Source organism: Castellaniella defragrans 65Phen (genome assembly GCF_000612685.1).
Taxonomy (GTDB): Bacteria; Pseudomonadota; Gammaproteobacteria; order Burkholderiales; family Burkholderiaceae_B; genus Castellaniella; species Castellaniella defragrans.
This window is the reverse complement of sequence record NZ_HG916765.1, coordinates 1,984,082-2,001,262: the sequence shown is the minus strand read 5'-3', so window position 1 is coordinate 2,001,262 and position 17,181 is coordinate 1,984,082. Positions and strand designations below refer to the sequence as shown.

18 protein-coding genes are annotated in these 17,181 nt (G+C 73.6%); 2 read left to right on the top strand and 16 right to left on the bottom strand.

Annotation, left to right across the window (positions count from 1 at the left end):
- Positions 1-18: 18 nt before the first annotated feature.
- The 4 genes from BN940_RS20240 to BN940_RS08955 all read right to left on the bottom strand — a co-directional run bounded on the left by BN940_RS20240 (position 19) and on the right by BN940_RS08955 (position 3,996).
- Positions 19-897 (bottom strand): PAS domain S-box protein, encoded by an 879-nt coding sequence (locus BN940_RS20240; RefSeq protein WP_084330601.1) that lies wholly within the window; start codon positions 895-897, stop codon positions 19-21.
- Positions 898-910: 13 nt separating this feature from the next.
- Entirely contained in the window at positions 911-1,582 is a 672-nt protein-coding gene (locus BN940_RS08965; protein WP_173424580.1) for a helix-turn-helix domain-containing protein, read from the bottom strand.
- An 82-nt stretch (positions 1,583-1,664) separates the two neighbouring features.
- A complete protein-coding gene (locus tag BN940_RS08960; protein ID WP_043682277.1) occupies positions 1,665-2,744 on the bottom strand; it encodes a YkvI family membrane protein in 1,080 nt (359 codons plus the stop codon).
- 97 nt (positions 2,745-2,841) lie between these two features.
- Positions 2,842-3,996 (bottom strand): NAD(P)/FAD-dependent oxidoreductase, encoded by a 1,155-nt coding sequence (locus BN940_RS08955; RefSeq protein ID WP_043682275.1) that lies wholly within the window; start codon positions 3,994-3,996, stop codon positions 2,842-2,844.
- A 285-nt stretch (positions 3,997-4,281) separates the two neighbouring features.
- Between BN940_RS08955 and BN940_RS08950 the strand changes: the two genes are divergently transcribed.
- Complete coding sequence (locus tag BN940_RS08950; RefSeq protein WP_043682273.1) at positions 4,282-5,253, top strand: zinc-binding dehydrogenase; 972 nt, start codon at positions 4,282-4,284, stop codon at positions 5,251-5,253.
- A 59-nt stretch (positions 5,254-5,312) separates the two neighbouring features.
- On the opposite strand, the gene gspF is transcribed toward BN940_RS08950, so the two are convergent.
- From gspF to gspG, 11 genes are all read right to left on the bottom strand, one after another.
- Positions 5,313-6,518: a type II secretion system inner membrane protein GspF gene (gspF, locus tag BN940_RS08945; RefSeq protein WP_043682270.1), complete on the bottom strand. Its 1,206-nt coding sequence runs from the start codon at positions 6,516-6,518 to the stop codon at positions 5,313-5,315.
- Between the two features lie 46 nt (positions 6,519-6,564).
- Positions 6,565-7,995 carry a type II secretion system ATPase GspE gene (gene gspE / locus BN940_RS08940; RefSeq protein WP_043682267.1) on the bottom strand — a complete coding sequence of 477 codons (1,431 nt, stop codon included), beginning with the start codon at positions 7,993-7,995 and terminating at the stop codon, positions 6,565-6,567.
- The gene (gene gspD / locus BN940_RS08935; protein ID WP_052355738.1) at positions 7,992-10,334 is read right to left on the bottom strand and encodes a type II secretion system secretin GspD; all 2,343 of its coding nucleotides are present in this window, start codon (positions 10,332-10,334) and stop codon (positions 7,992-7,994) included. The genes gspE and gspD overlap by 4 nt, the downstream gene beginning before the upstream one ends.
- Complete coding sequence (gspN, locus tag BN940_RS08930) at positions 10,331-11,167, bottom strand: type II secretion system protein N (RefSeq protein WP_052355737.1); 837 nt, start codon at positions 11,165-11,167, stop codon at positions 10,331-10,333. Before gspN ends, gspD begins: the two co-directional genes overlap by 4 nt.
- Positions 11,164-11,748 (bottom strand): type II secretion system protein GspM, encoded by a 585-nt coding sequence (gene gspM / locus BN940_RS17900; RefSeq protein WP_052355736.1) that lies wholly within the window; start codon positions 11,746-11,748, stop codon positions 11,164-11,166. The genes gspN and gspM overlap by 4 nt, the downstream gene beginning before the upstream one ends.
- On the bottom strand, positions 11,745-12,782 hold the full coding sequence (gspL, locus tag BN940_RS08920) for a type II secretion system protein GspL (protein ID WP_158386257.1): 1,038 nt from the start codon (positions 12,780-12,782) through the stop codon (positions 11,745-11,747). The genes gspM and gspL overlap by 4 nt, the downstream gene beginning before the upstream one ends.
- 7 nt (positions 12,783-12,789) lie before the next feature.
- On the bottom strand, positions 12,790-13,659 hold the full coding sequence (gspK, locus tag BN940_RS08915) for a type II secretion system minor pseudopilin GspK (protein WP_043682264.1): 870 nt from the start codon (positions 13,657-13,659) through the stop codon (positions 12,790-12,792).
- A gap of 209 nt (positions 13,660-13,868) precedes the next feature.
- Positions 13,869-14,597: a PulJ/GspJ family protein gene (locus tag BN940_RS08910; protein WP_158386255.1), complete on the bottom strand. Its 729-nt coding sequence runs from the start codon at positions 14,595-14,597 to the stop codon at positions 13,869-13,871.
- Positions 14,594-14,965: a type II secretion system minor pseudopilin GspI gene (gene gspI / locus BN940_RS08905; RefSeq protein ID WP_043682261.1), complete on the bottom strand. Its 372-nt coding sequence runs from the start codon at positions 14,963-14,965 to the stop codon at positions 14,594-14,596. The genes BN940_RS08910 and gspI overlap by 4 nt, the downstream gene beginning before the upstream one ends.
- 61 nt (positions 14,966-15,026) lie before the next feature.
- Positions 15,027-15,458, bottom strand: a complete 432-nt coding sequence (locus BN940_RS17895) for a prepilin-type N-terminal cleavage/methylation domain-containing protein (protein ID WP_052355733.1) — start codon at positions 15,456-15,458, stop codon at positions 15,027-15,029.
- Positions 15,448-15,873: a type II secretion system major pseudopilin GspG gene (gene gspG, locus BN940_RS08895; RefSeq protein ID WP_043682258.1), complete on the bottom strand. Its 426-nt coding sequence runs from the start codon at positions 15,871-15,873 to the stop codon at positions 15,448-15,450. The genes BN940_RS17895 and gspG overlap by 11 nt, the downstream gene beginning before the upstream one ends.
- Positions 15,874-15,984: 111 nt before the next feature.
- On the opposite strand from gspG, the gene BN940_RS08890 reads away from it, so the two are divergent.
- Positions 15,985-16,455 carry a type II secretion system protein N gene (locus BN940_RS08890; protein ID WP_043682255.1) on the top strand — a complete coding sequence of 157 codons (471 nt, stop codon included), beginning with the start codon at positions 15,985-15,987 and terminating at the stop codon, positions 16,453-16,455.
- Between the two features lie 24 nt (positions 16,456-16,479).
- Here BN940_RS08890 and BN940_RS08885 read toward each other — a convergent pair whose 3' ends face one another.
- A complete protein-coding gene (locus BN940_RS08885) occupies positions 16,480-17,157 on the bottom strand; it encodes a prepilin peptidase (RefSeq protein ID WP_052355732.1) in 678 nt (225 codons plus the stop codon).
- Positions 17,158-17,181 lie beyond the last annotated feature (24 nt).

Sequence of the window (17,181 nt, the reverse complement as noted above, 5' to 3'; positions counted from 1 at the left end):
GCATGGCGCGCCCGGCCCTCAGCTTCCCTGCGCCTGGGTCTGCGCCTTGCGCGCGGCGCGCTCCCGTTCCACCCGCTCGGTCACGTCGCGCGCCATGGCGACCGAGCCGATGGCGGCGCCCGACTCGTCCTTGACCAGGGCGAAGGTCATTTCCACGTACAGCTTCCGGCCGTCCTGGTGCACTCCGCGCGTCAGGGTCGGGCGGCCTGCGAGCTTCGTGCGGCCGCTGGCGAGCGCGGCGTCGTAGCCGGCCCAGTGGGCGGCGCGCAGGTGCTCGGGAATGATGATATCCAGGCTGGCGCCCAGCGCCTCGTCGCGGGAAAAGCCGAACAGCCGGCAGGCCGCCTGGTTCCAGCGCGCGATCCGGCCCGCGCGGTCGGCGTAGATCAGCGCGTCGGTCGTCTGCTCGACGATCCGTTCCGCCAGATCCCCGGGCTGCGCCGCGGCCTCGCGGATGTCGCTCAGGATGCGGCAGAACAGGGCCGCCGGCAGCGAAGTGCGCTCCGGCTCCGGCCCCTCGCCGGTCTGGTGCAGGATCTCCAGGCCGCGTGTGGCAGCCAGGAGGCGGCGCAGGCCCTCGTTCTGGGCGAAGCGCGCGCGCAGCGCCCGCTCGACCAGCCGGTGGTGCTCGTCGGACCCGAACACGATCCGCGCCTCGCCCCAGTAGGCGTGGCGCTTGTCCGCCCCCTTGCCGCATTCCTTGGCCTCCCAGGCCGCCGAGGCGAAGGCGCGTTCGCGGGCCGGATGGCCCGGCGGGAACTTGATGCCCTGGATGAAGCCTTCCACGGAGGCCAGCGGCACGCCGTCCAGCTCGAAGGGCGACAGGCTGAAGTTGGACAGCGCGACGCCGCGCCAGTCATCGGACGTGAATGCGACATTGATCGTCTTGCGGGTCATGCGGGACCTCCCATCAACAACAGATCGAAACCACCTGCGCCGGCTGCCGGCTGAGGCTGACGTAGACATGGCCGACGCCGCTGTCGAAGTAGGCGGCCTCGTGCCGGCCGAGCTCGACGGCCTCGCCGTTCTCGAACAGGATGCGCACCCGGCCGGACAGCACCATGACGAATTCCTGGCCCGGATGCCGGATGGTCTCCGAAAAATCGCGCGCCTCGCGCGCATTGATCAGCGCCACGAGCGGCTGCATCTTCTTGCCCGGGAACGCGCCGCACAGCACGCTGTATTCGTACTGGTCGGTCTCGTAGCGCTGCACGTCGGCGAAGCGGTCCTTGACGACCGTCGGGCTTCCGGCCGGGTCCGCTTCGAGCCGCGCGTCCGCCTGCATGAACAGGCGCGTCATGTCGATGTCCAGCGCGCGGCCGAGCTGCAGCACTTTTTCGTAGCTGAGGGCGATCTGCCCGCGCTCGGCCTTCGAGACGGTGGACACCGCCAGGCCGCTGCGCTGCGCCACCTGCTGCAGCGTCAGCCGCCGCTCCTTGCGCGCCGCGCGGATCCTGGCCCCGACCTCGTGCCGGCCCGCCAGCCCGGGGCTGGCGGCGGAGGCCGGCGGCGCGGCCGCGCCCGGAAGCACCTTGGAGAGGACCTGGACTGCGCGGGTTTTCTTGTTCGTCGGGCCGGGCATGATGGCGAAGGTTGCGATGCGCCCCGATCGGGCGCTTGCGACATTCTATGTCGATCCGGCGTCCGGCACCGGCGATGCGGCCTCAGGCGCGGGACGCGGCGCCGTCCCCGCGGCGCGCCACGCGCAGCCAGCCCACGAACGCCAGCGCCATCAGCACGAAGCCGATGTAGCCGTAGATCGGATACACGATCCCCACCAGCTGGATGAAGCCGACGAAGCTGCCCGCCAGCGCCAGCACGCCCGCCGCGACGGTGCCGACGCGGAACCTGCCGCTGTCGGCGGGCACGATGCGCGCCATGAAGGCATAGAGCATGCCGACCGCCGTGTTGAGGATCATGCCGAAAATCACCAGCGACATCAGGTGGCCGAGCCAGGGCGAGATCTGCGTGGCGATCGAGAGCATCGGCATGGGCATCCCGCCGATGGTGTCCATGCGCAGGTACATCGCCACGGCGATCAGCAGGATCAGGACGCCCAGCAGCAGCCCGCCCAGGACGCCGCCCCACAGCGCGGTCGCCCGCGACCGGGCCTGCCCGCCCATGATCACCAGGAACGGCATCCCCGCCACGATGTTGTAGGACACGTACAGCAGGGCCGCGACCAGCCACTGGCCGGCGCCGCGGGGCTGGGTCTGCGCGGCGGCCGCGAGCGCCTCGTGGCCGGCGTGCGGCGTCATCAGCACGTAGCCGGCCACCACGACCGTCATGAACATGAGGAACGGCGTGACGGCGCCGATGAAGGCGATCACGCTGCGGATGTCCAGGCACACGATCAGGATGGTGGCGACGGTGGCCAGCACGCTGCCCCAGACCTCCGGGATGCCCAGCCACTGATTCAGCAGCGAGCCGGCGCCGGCCAGCATCACCACGGTGATCGCGAACAGGAAGAACGTGATCAGCACGTCGAACACCAGGCCCAGGTGGCGGCCCAGCATGGCGTTGACGACTTCCTTGTGCGAATCCGCCGCCAGCCGCTGGCCCATGGTGGAGAACGCCATCGACAGCAGGGCGAAGAGCACGCCCGAGACCACGCAGCCGACCAGGCCGATGGCGCCGAAGCTGGCGAAGAACTGCAGGATTTCCTGCCCCGACGCGAATCCCGCGCCGATGATAACGCCGACGAACGCGCCCGCGATCCTGCAGACGTCCTTGAACGAATCCATGCCCTTGTCTCCCGATGGTCTAGTGATGCCAGTGATGATGGAATGAATCGGCGCGCCCGAGGCGCGGGCGCCCGGCGCTCGCGGCACCGGGCGGATTTCAGGTCCGGTCCGCGTCGAAGCGGCGTGGGCTCAGCCGGTCGGCGGCGACGCCCTGCCGCGCCAGGAATTCCGGCAGCGCCCGGCCCAGCAGCAGCGCGCAGGCGGCCGCCGACGCGCCCGCCGAAGTCTGGATGCCATAGCCGCCCTGCCCCGCCAGCCAGAAGAATCCCGGACGCCGCGGATCCCAGCCGATGACGAAATCGCCATCGGGGGCGAAGCTGCGCAGCCCGGCCCAGACATGCCGGGGCCGCCGGATGCGCAGGCTGGTGAGCGATTCGATCCGGTGGATGCCCAGGGCGATGTCGAGTTCCTCGGGCACGACGTCGTGCGGCGCGACCGGGTCCGCGTTGGCCGGCGAGCCCAGCAGCTGGCCCGCGTCGGGCTTGAAGTAGAAACTTTCATCGACGCCGATGACGGCCGGCCAGGCGGCGACGTCCACCCCCTCCGGCGCGGCGAACGTGAACGCGGAGCGGCGCCTGGGTTCGATCCCCAGCGTCCGCGCGCCGCACAGCGCCGCCACCGGATCGGCCCAGGCGCCGGCGGCATTCACCACGGCGCGCGCCCGCACGGCGTCGCCGCCGCCCAGCGTCAGCGTCCACACGCCAGCCTGCTCGTCGAGCGCGGCGGCGGCCAGTTCGGCGTCGCAGCGCAGGCGGGCCCCCTGCCGCGCCATGCCGCGCAGGAAGCCCTGGTGCAGCTCGGCCACGTCGATGTCGGTGGCGTCCACGTCGTGCACGGCGCCGACGAGCTTGTCCGCTTCGAGGCACGGCGCCATGGCCTTCGCCCGGGCCGCGTCGATCCGTTCGGCCCGCAGGCCCTCGCGCCGGTACATCGCCAGCGCGTCGTCCAGCAAACGCTCCTGTCCCGCCGTCCCGACGTACAGCACGCCGCGCGGATGCAGCAGGGCATGCGCGCAGAAGCCTTCCGGGGGCTGCTCGAAGAACGCGCGGCTGGCCCGCGTCAGGGCGCGGATCTGCTCCGTGCCGTAGCTTTCCATGAACATGGCCGCCGAACGGCCCGTGGAGTGGTAGCCGGGCCGGGACTCGCGCTCCAGCACCGCCACGGACGCCCCTTCCCGGGCCAGGCGGTAGGCGACGGAAGCCCCCGCCATGCCCGCGCCGACCACCGCGAAGTCGAACACCTCGTCGCTCATTGCCTGTATTCCATTTTTTCCGATAGGAAAATTATCTTATAGGAAAAAAATCCCGGATACCCTGGTTTACCCCCATCCGCGCCCAGGCGGCCGCCGCATGCCCCACGCCGGGCACGTTCCTCATCGGGCATGTTCCTCATCAGGCATGTTCCTCATCAGGCATGTCCCTCGCCGGCCACACGTCCCCCTGCCGGCCGCACGCCCTCCGCCGGACGCGTGCCATCCCGGGTGCGTGCTACCGTATCTTCTTCACGGATTCCCTCCCCTTCATCCACGAGGCCCCGCATGCGCGCCCATACCGCCCGACTGGTCGACGACCGGATCCGGATCGAACCTCGAGACACGCCGATCCCCGGGCCCGGCGCGCAGCAGCTGCTGGTGCGCGTGCGTGCCGCCGGCCTGAACCGCGGCGAGCTCCTGGCGCTGCGCAAGCAGCCGCCCGGCGCCCCGGCCGTCCTGGGCATTGAGGCGGCTGGCGAGGTCGTGCGGGCCGGGGCCGATGCCGGCCCCTTCCAGGCCGGCGACCGCGTCATGGGGCGCTGCCGCGCCGCCTTCGCCGACTACGCGCTGCTGGACGCGCACGAGGCCATGGCCGTACCCGAGCGCCTCTCCTGGATCCAGGCCGCCGCCCTCCCGATCGCCACCATGGTCGTGTACGACATGCTGATCGCCCAGGGCCGGCTGGCCGCGGGCGAATGGCTGCTGGTCACCGGAATCTCCTCGGGCGTGGGCGTGGCCGCCCTGCAGCTGGCCAAGGCGCTGGGCGCGCGGGTCATCGGCACCTCCGGCTCGGCGCGCAAGCTGGCGGACCTGGAACGCCTGGGCCTGGACGTGGGCCTGCACACCCGCGCCGCCGATTTCCACGACGCCGTGATGGCCGCCACCGGCGGCCGGGGCGCCGGCCTGGCCGTCAACATCGTCGGCGGCTCGGTGTTCGCGGAATGCGTCCGCTGCCTGGCCTTCGAGGGCCGGCTGGCCACGGTCGGCTACATGGACGGCGTGCTCGAAGGCCGGCTCGACCTCGCCGCCCTGCACGCCCGGCGCCTGACGGTCTTCGGCGTGTCCAGCAAGGGCTGCGGCCCCGAAGAGCGCCGGCGCATCGTCCGGGGCGTCGCCGAACAGGTCCTGCCGCTGGTCGCCGACGGCCGGCTCGTGCCCGCCATCGACCGGGTGTTTCCATTCGGCGAACTGGAAGCGGCCATCGCCCGCATGGAATCCGACGAGCAGCTGGGGAAGATCGTGGTGGGCGGGGAATAGCCCCACGGTCCGGCCCCGCCGCCGCACCGGGTCCGCACGGCCGCCCGCCTGCTGGCCGCCTACTGGATCAGCTGGTTGATCTCGATGATGGGCAGCATCACCGCCAGCACGATCACCAGCACCATGCCGCCCATGGCGAGGATCATCAGCGGTTCGAGCACGGCGGTGAAGGTCAGGGCGCGCCGCTCCAGGTCGGCGGCCAGCACGCCCGCGGCGCGATCCAGCATGGCGGGCAGCTCGCCGGTGCGCTCGCCGCTGGCGACCAGATGGATCAGCAGCGGCGGGAAGACCTTCTGCGCCTGCAGCGCCTGGGCCAGGGAGCCGCCTTCGCGCACCCAGCGCAGGGCATCGGCCACGGCGGCCCGCAGCCTGCGGTTGCGCAGCGTGCGGCCCGAGGCCTCCAGGGCCTGCAGCAGGGGCACCCGGCTGCCCGTGAGGATGGCCAGCGTGGCGGCGAACCGGGCCACGTCCACGCCCTGCGCATAGCGCCCCAGCAGCGGCAGGCGCAGCACCCGGGCGTGCCAGGCCAGCCGGGCGGCGGGATGCCGCAGATGCAGGCGCCACAGGACGAAGCACAGCGCCAGCCCCGCCGCCACCGCCAGGCCCCAGTCCTGGATCCCGGCGCTCGCGGCCAGCAGCAGCCGCGTCAGCCAGGGCAGCGTCTGGCGCGCCTGGGTGAAGGCCCCCACCACCTGCGGCACCACGTAGCTCAGCAGGAAGACGACGATGGCCATCGACACCACGGTGACGATCCCGGGATAGATGAAGGCGGTCAGCACCTTGTTGCGCAGGGCGCCGCGCGCCTCGATGTAGTCGGCCAGCCGTTCGAGCACCCGGTCCAGATCGCCCGACTGCTCGCCGGCATCCACCAGCGCCCGGTAGACGTCGGGGAAATCGCGGGGATGGGCATCCAGGGCCTGTCCCAGACGCAGGCCGGCGCGCACGTCGTCGCACACGGCCGTCAGCACGCGCACCACCTGCGCACGCTCGGCCTGCTCCAGCGTCGCGCGCAGCGCGGTCTCCAGCGGCAGGCGGGCCGCCAGCAGGCTGGCCAGCTGGCGCGTCAGCCAGCCCAGATCGGCGTCGCGCAGCCGCGCGCGGGCGCCGATGCCCGCGCCCGCGCGGCGGCGCGCTTCCACCACGCTCAGCGGCAGCAGCCCCCGGTTGCGCAGCGTCTGGCGGGCGCCGCGCTCGCTGTCGGCCTCGATCCTTCCCCGCTCGGCGCGGCCGGCGGCATCGATCGCTTCGTATTGATAGGAGGGCATGGGCTAGGACCTGTTCATGCGCGTCGAGGAGACCGCCTGCGCGCCGTCACGGATCGCGCGCGACGCGCTCGATCTCGGCCCGGGCGGCGACGCCTGCGCGGATCCAGCGCTCGCCATCCTGGCGCAGGTCCGGCATGCCGCCGCGCCGGGCGGCCTCGCGCAGGGCCTGCTCGCCGCTGCCCTCGTGGATCATGGCGCGCAGCGTGTCGTCGAGCATGAACAGCTCGTGCACGCCGGTGCGCCCGTTGTGGCCGGTGTGGCCGCAGGCCGGACATCCCTTCGGATCGCGCTCGGCCGTGCCGTCGGCCCGCATCCGCCGGCAATGGACGCACAGCTTGCGCACCAGCCGCTGGGCCAGCACCCCCTGCAGCGTGGAGGCGAGCAGGAACGATTCCACGCCCATGTCCAGCAGGCGGGTCACCGCCGATACGGCATCGTTGGTGTGCAGCGTGGCCAGCACCAGGTGGCCGGTCAGGGAGGCCTGGACGGCGATCTCGGCGGTCTCCAGGTCGCGGATCTCGCCGATCATCACCACGTCGGGATCCTGGCGCAGGATGGCCCGCAGCGCCGCGGCGAAGGTCAGGTCGATGCGCGGACTGACCTGGGTCTGGCCGATGCCGGGCAGATCGTATTCGATCGGGTCCTCGACCGTCAGGATGTTGGTCGTCGCGGCGTCCAGCCGGCTCAGGGCGGCGTAGAGCGTGGTGGTCTTGCCGCTGCCGGTCGGCCCGGTCACCAGCACGATGCCGTGGGGCCGCCTGATGAGCGCGTCGAGCCCCCGCAGCACGGCGGGCGACATGCCCAGCCGCTCCAGCTGCAGCCGCCCCGCCTCCTTGTCGAGCAGGCGCAGGACGACGCGTTCGCCATGCCCCGTGGGCAGCGTGGAGACCCGCACATCGATGGGCCGGCCGCCCACGCGCAGCGCGATGCGCCCGTCCTGCGGCAGGCGTTTTTCGGCGATGTCCAGGCTGGCCATGACCTTGATCCGCGACACCAGGGCGTTGTGCAGGGCGCGGCGCGGGCTGACGATGTCGCGCAGCGTGCCGTCCACCCGGTAGCGCACCACCGAGTGGGCCTCGAAGGGCTCGATGTGGATGTCGCTGGCGCCGTCGCGGGCGGCCTGGGTGAACAGGGCGTTGATCATGCGAATGATCGGCGCGCCTTCGCGGGTATCGAGCACGTCCTCGACCTCGGGCAGGTCCTGGAGCAGGCGGTCCAGATCCACGTCGAGGGCCGCCTCGTCGACGATGGCGGCGGCATCCCCGGCATGGGCGTAGGCTGCGGCGAGCAGGGTGTCGAGCTCCGCGTCGGACACCGTGCGCGGCGGGACCGCGCCGTGCACCCGGCGGATCTCGGCCAGGGCCCAGGCGGGCGTGCGCGCCGAGACCGTCAGCGTCTCGCCCGTCGCCCCGGTCTCCAGCAGGGCGCGCCAGGCGCGCGCCCAGGCATAGGGCAGGCGGCGGCCCGGCGCGCTCATCGCGCCCCCGGCCGGCCGACCGGCGCGGCCACCGCCGGAGCAGCGTCCGGGTCCGCGGGCGCGCCGGCGGCCGGCGCGGCTTCGTCGGCGCGCCGGAAGCCGCGCAGGTCGAGCAGGCCCGTGCCGGGATCGCGTTGCAGCGCGGGCAGATCGGTCATGACGTCGTCCGGCATCAGCCAGGACGCCTGGACCGGCAGGCCGGCCTGGGCCGCCCGCATGAAGTTGTAGCGGTCGAGCGTCAGGCGGGCGCCGTCCTGGGCGGTGCGCACGATGTGGGGCCGCAGGAACAGCATCAGGTTGGTCTTGGTGTGGTTGCGCTTCTGGTACTTGAACAGGTTGCCCAGCACGGGGATGTCGCCCAGCAGGGGCACCGACGACGTGGAATCGTCCATCCTGTCCTCCAGCAGGCCGCCGAGCACGATGATCTGGCCGTCGTCGACCAGCACGCTGGTCTCCAGCGCCCGCTTGCGGGTCACGTCCGAGGTGCCGTTCTGCGAGGCGGTCGGGACGAGGCTGCTGACCTCCTGGTAGAGGGCCAGCTTGACCGTGCCGCCTTCGGAGATCTGCGGCCGGATGCGCAGGGTCAGGCCCACGTCCTCGCGCTGCACGGTCTGGAAGGGATTGCTGGCGCCGTCGCCCGAGGTCGTGTAGGAGCCCGTCACGAACGGCACGGTATTGCCCACGATGATGCTGGCCTCCTCGTTGTCCAGCGTCATCAGGTTCGGCGTGGACAAGACGTTCACGCCGCCGTGCCTCTGCATGGCCCGGGCGAGCACGCTGAGATTGAGGATCTGCGTGCCCATGACGTTGACCGTGCCGTTGATGACGCCCAGGTTCAGGCCCTGGCCCAGGGCGTCGATCGTGGTGCGGGTGGCCGTGTCCAGGCCGATGCCGGTCCCGCCCAGGTTGGCGCCGCCGAAGAAGGCGGCGCCGTCGCCGTTCAGGCTGTTGCCGCCGGCCATCCACTGCACGCCGAACTCGGCGGCCTTGTCGGCGTTCACCTCGACGATCAGGCTTTCGATCAGCACCTGGGCGCGCCGCTGGTCGAGCAGGTCGATGACCTCGCGCAGGCTGCGGTACAGGGGTTCCGGCGCGGAGATGATGAGGGTGTTGGTGGCGGAATCCGCCTGGATCGTGGCGCCTCCCGCGGAGAAGGCCATGCTGCGGGCGTCGGCGGCCGGCAGCGCCGCCGCGGCGCCCTCTCCCTGGGACGACGAGAGCGCGGCGGCGGGCAGCCCGGTCTGCGCCTGCGTGGCCGACAGCGGCGGTCCGTCCAGGGCATCGGTGCTTCCGCCTTGCCCCGTCAGCGCTCCCCGCAGCACCTCGGCCAGGTGGCTGGCCTGGGCGTTGCGCAGGTAGACGACATGCAGATTCCCGGTGCGGGATTCGGGCGTGTCCAGACGCAGGATCAGCTGGCGCGCCTGCTTCAGGCGCTCGGGCGTGATGGCGCGCAGCAGCACCGAATTGCTGCGGGGATCGGCCAGCACGGACACGTCCCGGGTCTTGCGCCCGCTGCCGTCCTGCAGCAGCTGCTGCGCCAGGGCGGCCACGTCGAGGGCGACGCCGTATTCGATCGGCACGACATCCGTGTTCACCGCCAGCGGCGTGTCGATGCGGGCTATGATCTGGGCGATGCGCTCCAGGTTGTCGGCATAGTCGGTCACGACCAGGGAATTGCTGCCTTCCTGCGCGGCGAGGGTGTTGTTCGCCGCCACCAGGGGGCGCAGCACCGGCACCAGATCGGCGGCGTTCTCGTAGCGCAGGGCGAAGACGCGGGTCTGCAGTTCGCCGCGGCGCGCCGGCTCCGCGCCGGACACCACCGCCCCGCCCAGCAGCTTGGCGTCGGCCTCGGGCACGACGCGGCTGACGCCGCCGACTTCCACCACGGCAAAGCCCTGCATGCGCAAGGCGCCCAGCAGCATGGCATACGCCGTATCGGCATCGACCGGCGCATCCGACACCAGCGTCAGCTGGCCGCGCACGCGCGGATCGACCAGGAAATTGCGCCCCGTGAAGCTGGCCAGGGCACGGACCACCGCGCCCAGATCGGCCTCCTGGAAATTGAGCCGGGTCATCGGCCCGTCCGCGCTGGCGCCGGGGGCGGCGGCCGAGGCCCCGGGCCGTTCCGCGATGGGCTGCAGCCGGCGGGGGCGCGGCGCCTGCCGGGGCTCATCGGCCCTCGCCGGGCGCCCGACGGGCACGGACGGCGCCGACCCCACCGAGGTGCGGACCACCAGCGGCGATTCCTGGGCCTGGCGCGCGGCGTCCGGGACCGCGCAGCCTCCCAGGGCGAGCACGGACAGCAGCAGGGGCAGGTATCGGGCAGTCTCTCTTTTCATGAACGAATCCGCAGAAGGGTTGCTCCGTCGGGACCGGTTCGGGGCCCGAGGGTGTCCAGCAGGCGGCGCAGCGCGACCCGCGTGTCGGGGGATGCCGAGGCGTCGGCCCAGGCCCGGCCGTCGAAGACGAGACGGCCGGAAGGCGACCACGTTCCGGCGCCGTCCAGCCGCAGAGGACCGTCCTCCGTGCTCAATCGCAGGGCGAAGCCCGGCTCCGGGCCGGCGGCGGCCGCCACCGAGAGGCGGTAGTCGCCCAGCGGCCTGATGCGGCTCAAGGCGGACCCGGCCTGCCGCCACCGGATCCGCAGCAGTTCCCCTCCCGGCGCGGCCTCGGGCCCGCCGCGGCCGACCACGAGGTCGGGCCATTGCAGCAGGAGGTCTCCCTCGGGCTCCAGGGTGTTGAACACGGCATGCAGAGTCGTCAGGAGCGCCGCCGGCACCCGCAGGGTCTGGCCGGAAATGCGTACGCCGCCCCAGGCCGGGCGGATTTCCAGCGGGCCGCCCAGCCAGGCATGCGACACCGACACGCGCGGTCCGCCGGCGAACGCGAAGCGCCAGTGCAGCGGCTCGGGCAGGCTGCGCCGCAGCGGGCCGGCGCCGACGGCCAGCGTGGCCTGCGCCGACCAAAGGCTGCCCTGGGCATCGACCAGCGTGACGGGCGCGCCGTCCGGCACCCAGGCCATGGCCCAGCGGGCCGGCAGCACGCCCGCCGCGGCCAGGAGGGCCGCGCCGGCCAGCGCCAGGACGCCGGCCAGGCGCGCCGCGCGGCTCGTCGCGCGGCCATCGCCGGGCGCGTCCCCATGCGCGCGCCGGACTCGATTGGGCGCGCTCATGGCGGGCTCCCTGCCGGCAGCGCCAGCTCGATGCTGCCGCTCAGCAGGCCGGGACGGTCGCGCCCCCCGACGTGGCTGCGCGCCAGGTCGAGGCGATGCACCCGCACCCGGGCGATCTCAGGCAACTGCGCCAGCCAGGCCAGCAAGCGGGCGGCGGGCGCCTGCTCCACCGTCAGCGGCTGCCGCATCGCGCCGTCGACCGCGCGCACCGGGCCGAAGCGGCCGTGCGCCTGCAGGCCGGCCCGCCGCAGGCTTTCCTGCAGCGCGGCGGCGGTTTCTTCGAGGGTCATGGCGCCGCGCCGTTCGCGCCCCAGCGCCCGGGATTCCAGCACGACGGCCTCCAGCTCGGCCGCCTGCGCCCGCAGCACGGGCAGCTGTTCCCGTGCCTGCCGCAGCGTCCCGATCGCGGGACGCAAGGCCGCCAGCCACAGCACGGCGACCCCCAGCAGCAGGACCGCCAGGCCCAGCAGGCGCCGCTCGCGCGGGCTCAGCCGCCGCCAGGCCGCATGCCAGCGGCCCAGCGCGGGCCGCGCCCGCGCGTTCCAGGCGTTCCGCCAGCGCTGCGCATGCGGCCCGCTCATCCCGCCTCCCCGGCCGGACGACGCGTGCCCTCCGACGCATCCGGACGGCCGGCATGCCAGACATGGGGCCGGGTCTCGTCGCGCGCCAGCCGGATGCCCCGCTCCGCCGCCGTCCGCGCCAGCGCCGCTTCGTCCGCCGGCGGCCGGTAGCCTTCGGCCAGCGTCAGCGTCAGGCGACCGTCCGCGTAGCGCAGGCCGAGCACGTGCCCCTGCGCGAAGTCCAGCACCTCGGCCGCCGCCAGCGCCAGCGGGATGAAATCGTCGGCGGCCTCGCCGCCGCCGGCGAGCCGCAGCGCGTCGCGCTGCTGGCGGGCCTGGCGCAGCGGATCGATCACCACGGGAATGCGCGGATAGGCCTGCTGCACGGTCCGGCGCATGGATTCGCGCAAATCCTCCAGTTCGCGCCCCTGCCGGGCGGCATAGGCGTTCAGCCCCAGGATCCAGACGGCGCCCGCCGCGGCGGCCCAGGCGAGCGGCCGGCGCCAGCGTCCCGCCCCGCCCGCGGCGCGCAGCTCCCGATCGACGAAGGACCAGGCCGGCAGGGGGGCCAGCCAGCGGGGTCCCGCCGGCAGCTCCAGCACGCGGCCGGGATGCGGATCGTCCGCGGGCAGCGCCAGGGCATGCGGCACCAGGGACTCGACGCGCAGGCCCGCGGACGTCAGCAGCGACCAGGCCCGCTCCAGGGGTTCGCGCGCCGTCCAGGCGACGGCCACCGCGCCGTCGGGCTGGCGCGGCCCATGGGCCACGCGCAGGCGGTCGAGGTCGGACAGCACCATGGGCTCGACGCTGCCGCGCACCGCGTCGCCCAGCCGCCGGGCGGGGACGGGCGGCACCGTGATGCGGGCGACGACCGCGTCCTCGTCGCGCACGATGGCGTGCACCGGCCCCGCGCCCGCCACCGCGGCCAGCGACCGCAGGTCCAGCGCGCCCGAGCGCAGCAGACGCCCATCGCGCCCCACGAGCGCGAAGGCCAGCGGCGTGGCGGGCGTCAGTTCGGAAAGGGGAGGCAGCAGCAGCCGCATGTGTTGTCTCATGTTCTTCTTATCCATAGCTGACCCAGCGGACCGAGGCTCTCCCCTGCCGGTCGCGCTGGAGCAGGGCCCGCAGCCCGACCATCGTATCACCCACCACGACCTGCCCCGCGACACTGAACCAGTCGCTGCGCACGTCCAGGCGCCGCGCCTGGCCGGCCTGCAGTTCCGGCAGGCGATTGAGGAGATCGCCCCGGTTGACGAACCAGAGCCCCCGGTCGCGCTGGGCGGCCAGGCCCCGCGCGCCGGCCAGGCCCAGCCCTTCGATCACGGCGCCCAGCACCTCGGCCGGCGCGGTATTGGCATTGAGCGGCACGGTCTCCGGCAGGTAGATCACGTAGGGCCGCAGCGCTTCCACCCCCGCCGGTCCCAGGCCCGCGACCCACTGCAGCTCGTCCACCCCGCGCAGCCCCATCGCGGCGGGCGCGCGCCCCGGCGCCGGCTGGCTGTCGGCCACCCGCCGCGCCAGTGCGCTAGCCAGGGCGGGATCCCGTCCCAGCCACTGCAGCAGCCGTTCCAGCGACCGCACGGCGGCGGGGCTGGGTTGCCCGTTCGCGGCCAGGTCGCGCAGATTGAACTTGCCCTGCGCATCCTCGATGCGGCCGGAGAACAGGGCGGAGCCGGGGTCGTCGGCCGGCCCCACGGGCAGATCCGCCAGCGGCTGGGTCCACAGGCCGTCGAGCCGGGTCGTGGCGTTCTCGCGCGCGTCGAGCTGCAGGATGACCCGCGACCAGTCCAGCCCGCCCCGCAGCACCCAGTGCGCCTGGGCCAGGTGCCGTTCGGTCGCCAGCACCCTCACCAGCCGGCCCTGCCCTTCGATCAAGGCCGTGGCCAGCGCGGCGGCCGCGATCACCACCAGCATGGCGGCGATCACCGCCATGCCGCGCTGGGAGGACCGGGCGGCGATGCCCGCCGGACCGCCTCCGTGCCGCGCATATGGGCTCGGGCTCGGGCTCGGGCTCAGGCTCGGGCGCGGGCTCGGGTGCGTACGATCCGGCGTGCCCGGATCGACGGAACATCCTACGATCCCAACCGGCATCGTGCCGCGCAAAACCGCAGTCTCGCCGCCGGAGCCTGTCACAGGATGTCTCATGGCAGCACCACCACCTTGCGATAGGCGCGTTGCTCGCCGGCTTCCTGGCGCAGCAGCACGATTTCCAGACCCACGGTCGCCATTGCCTGCGCGGCGTCCGTCCCCGGGCGCGCCGCGCCGCGGCCCGCGCCGGAGGCATCGGCCGGCGGGGCCTGCGGGTCCGTCCAGCCCTGGCCATGGCGCCATTCGCGCAGCGACCAGGCGCGCAGGCCGTCCAGGACGGCGACCGCGTCCGTGGGTCCGGGCAGGGGCAGGCGGTCCGAAGGCGCGCCGGCCGCCCGGTAGAGGACGCCCTGGTTCACGTACCAGTGCAGCCGCTGCCAGCGGCCGTCGTCCGTCGAGCGCACCAGCAGCAGCCCGGATGCGCGGGCCCAGGCCACGCCCGGCGCGGGAAACGCCAGGCCGGCGCGGTCCGGTCCGCCCTCGGCCGCCCGCCAGGCGGGCAGAACGTCCTCCCCGGCATGCCGGCGCAGGTCGCGCTCCAGCTGCCCCCAGGCCCTGACCAGCGACAGGGTCTCCTCGGCCCGCGCGTCGAGCCGCCCGGAGACGCGCTGGACGGCATCCAGCCCGCGCCAGGCAATCAGGCCCAGCAGCGCCAGCAGCACCAGGGCGACCAGGACCTCGATCAGGGTGAATCCCCGCTGGGCGCCGGGCGCGGCGCCCGCCGGCCGGCCCGCGTGGCGCGGGCGCCCATGTGCGCGCCTGGGGCGGCCCGGCATGCTCATGGCAGACGCGAGGCCAGGCCATCGAGCTTGGACAGCACAGGGCCGTCCTCCAGCCGCACGCTCACCGACACGCGGCGGAAGCGGGCATTGGGCGTGGCCTGCACCCATTGTTCGCATTGCAGGGCGAGGTCCGCCTGCGGACAGGGCCGGCGATGCCGGCCGACCGCCGGGAATTCCCCCTGCAGGCGCATTTCCCCCAGGACGTTCTCCGCCGACTGCAGCGCCAGGCTGCGCAGCCGCAGCGCCTGCGCGCCGCCGATGCCCACCCCCAGCGCGCGGATGCCGGCCGCCAGCGCCACGCCGACGATGGCCAGCGCCACCAGCACCTCGATCAGGGTGAAGCCGCGCTGGCGGCCCGGCGCGCTCATGGCCGGACCTCGTAATGTCCGCTGCCCGAGCGCGAGATCCGCACCGTCCGGTCGCCGGTGCTCAGCGTGATCTCGAGCGGCGCGCCCACCCAGTCGCCGCCGAAGACCAGGGCGCCGGCCGGCCGGATGTCGACCGACACCGGCCCGGATGAAAGCCAGGAGCGCGGCCGCAGGGGCGAATCCGCGCCGAAGCGGTCGTCCCGCCCCCGGCCGAGCGCACGGCCATCCGGGCCGGCAGCACCAGAGGACGCGGCAGCCGCTCGAAGGCGTAGCCCTGCGCCCCGGGGCGCCAGGCGATGCGCCCGCCTCCGGCCCGGGCCTCGGTCTGCGCCGCCATGAACAGCCCCGCCAGCCGGTGGGCGTCCTGGCGCAGCGTGCGCATGCCGGGATCGCCGAACGCGGACACGCTGGCCGCCCCCATCGCGATGCCCATGATGAGGAGCACGACCATCATCTCCAGCAGCGTGAAGCCACGCTGCGCGTCAATGCGCATCGATCCCGATCTCGGCATCCACGCCCTCGCCCCCCGGCTTGCCGTCGGCTCCCAGGGAAAACACATCGACCTCGCCCCGCACGCCGGGATTCAGGTATTGGTAGGGCGTGCCCCAGGGATCGCGCGGCACGCGGTCCATGTAGCGGGACTTGCCGTCCGGTCCGCCGGCCAGGACCTCCAGACCCTGTTCGACGCTCGGGTAGCGGCCATGGTCCAGGCGATAGAGCTTGAGCGCCTGCTGGATGGAGGCCACGTCCTGCCGGGCCGCGATCACCCGGGCCTGGTCGGGCCGGTCCATGACGTTGGGCACGACGAGCGCGGCCAGGATGCCCATGATGACGACCACCACCATGATCTCGATCAGCGAGAAGCCGCGCTGCGACGGCGCGCCTGGAAGGGAAAAACCTGCTTGCATGATGCTCCGTCCGGACGGACGCCTCGTCCCGCCGCGAAGCCGGCGCACGAAGTCCGCAGCCGGCACTATACTAAAAAGACTGAAAAGCCCGGACAGCGCGACCCGCGACCCATGCCCGCCCTCCGTCTTCCCGCCGCCGCATCCCTGCGCCGCCACGCCCCCGGCATGCTGCGCGGCGCCGCCCTGCTGGCGATCGCCGCGGGGATCGGGCTGTGGGGCGCCCTGCTGCTGGCGCCGCGCCCCGCTCCGGCGCCGCCGCTGCTGGCGCCGCACGCCGCCCAGGCGCCTTCCCTGGCCCCCCTGGAAGGCTGGTTCGGCAGCGGCCGGGGCCGCCTGCAGGTGCGCATCGCCGGCCTGATGGCCGCCGGCGCCCGGAGCACCGCGGTGCTGTCGATCGACGGCGCGCCGGCGCGCGCCTTCCGGATCGGCGACGACCTGGCCCCCGGCATCACCCTGACCGCGATCCGCGCCGGCGAAATCGTCGTCAGCCAGGACGGCATGGAAGAAACCATCGCCACGCCCGCGCCGCCGGCTCCCGCGCCGGGCTTCGTTCCGGTCGAGCGACCGCCGGCAAGCCGCTGAATCCATCCGCACCTCCTTCACCCGCTACATCCCCCACAAGGCGGCCACGCCGGCCGCGGCCAGGAAAGGCCCGAAGCCGAAGGCCTCGCCCGGCGCCAGCCGCCCCGCCAGGCGCCGCGCGAGCGCCACCGCCAGGCCCAGGCACGCGGCCACGAACACGATGCGCGGCAGGGCCGTCCAGCCCAGCCAGGCTCCCAGGGCCGCCAGCAGCTTGCAATCGCCGCGGCCCAGGGCTTCGCGGCCCGTCAGCGCCCTGAACCCGGCGGCCACGCACCAGAACGCCAGATAGCCGCCCGCGGCGCCCGCCACGGCATGCGCCAATGGCGCGAAGGCCGCGTCCATATTGACCAGCAGGCCCAGCCACAGCAGCGGCAGCGTCAGGCGGTCCGGCAGGTAGCCGGTCTCGGCGTCGATCCAGGCCAGGACCAGCAGCACCGACACGAAAACGATCGCGGCCAGGGCCGCGCCGGTCGCCCCGAAGCGCCAGGCGCAGGCCACCGCCAGCAGGGGCGCCGCCAGCAGGAACGCCCGGCGGCCCAGCCGATGGGCGGCCGTCGGCTCGGCCGGCAGGGTGCCATCCAGGGCGCGCGGCAGCCGCCAGGCGGCCCGGGCGAGCGGCACGTTCAAGGCCAGGGAGAAAGCCAGGGCGGCGCACAGAGTCGCCGCTTGCCCCAGGTTCCAGGAAGCCCACAGCATGCTCATGGTCCGCTCCACCTCCCCGCTCCG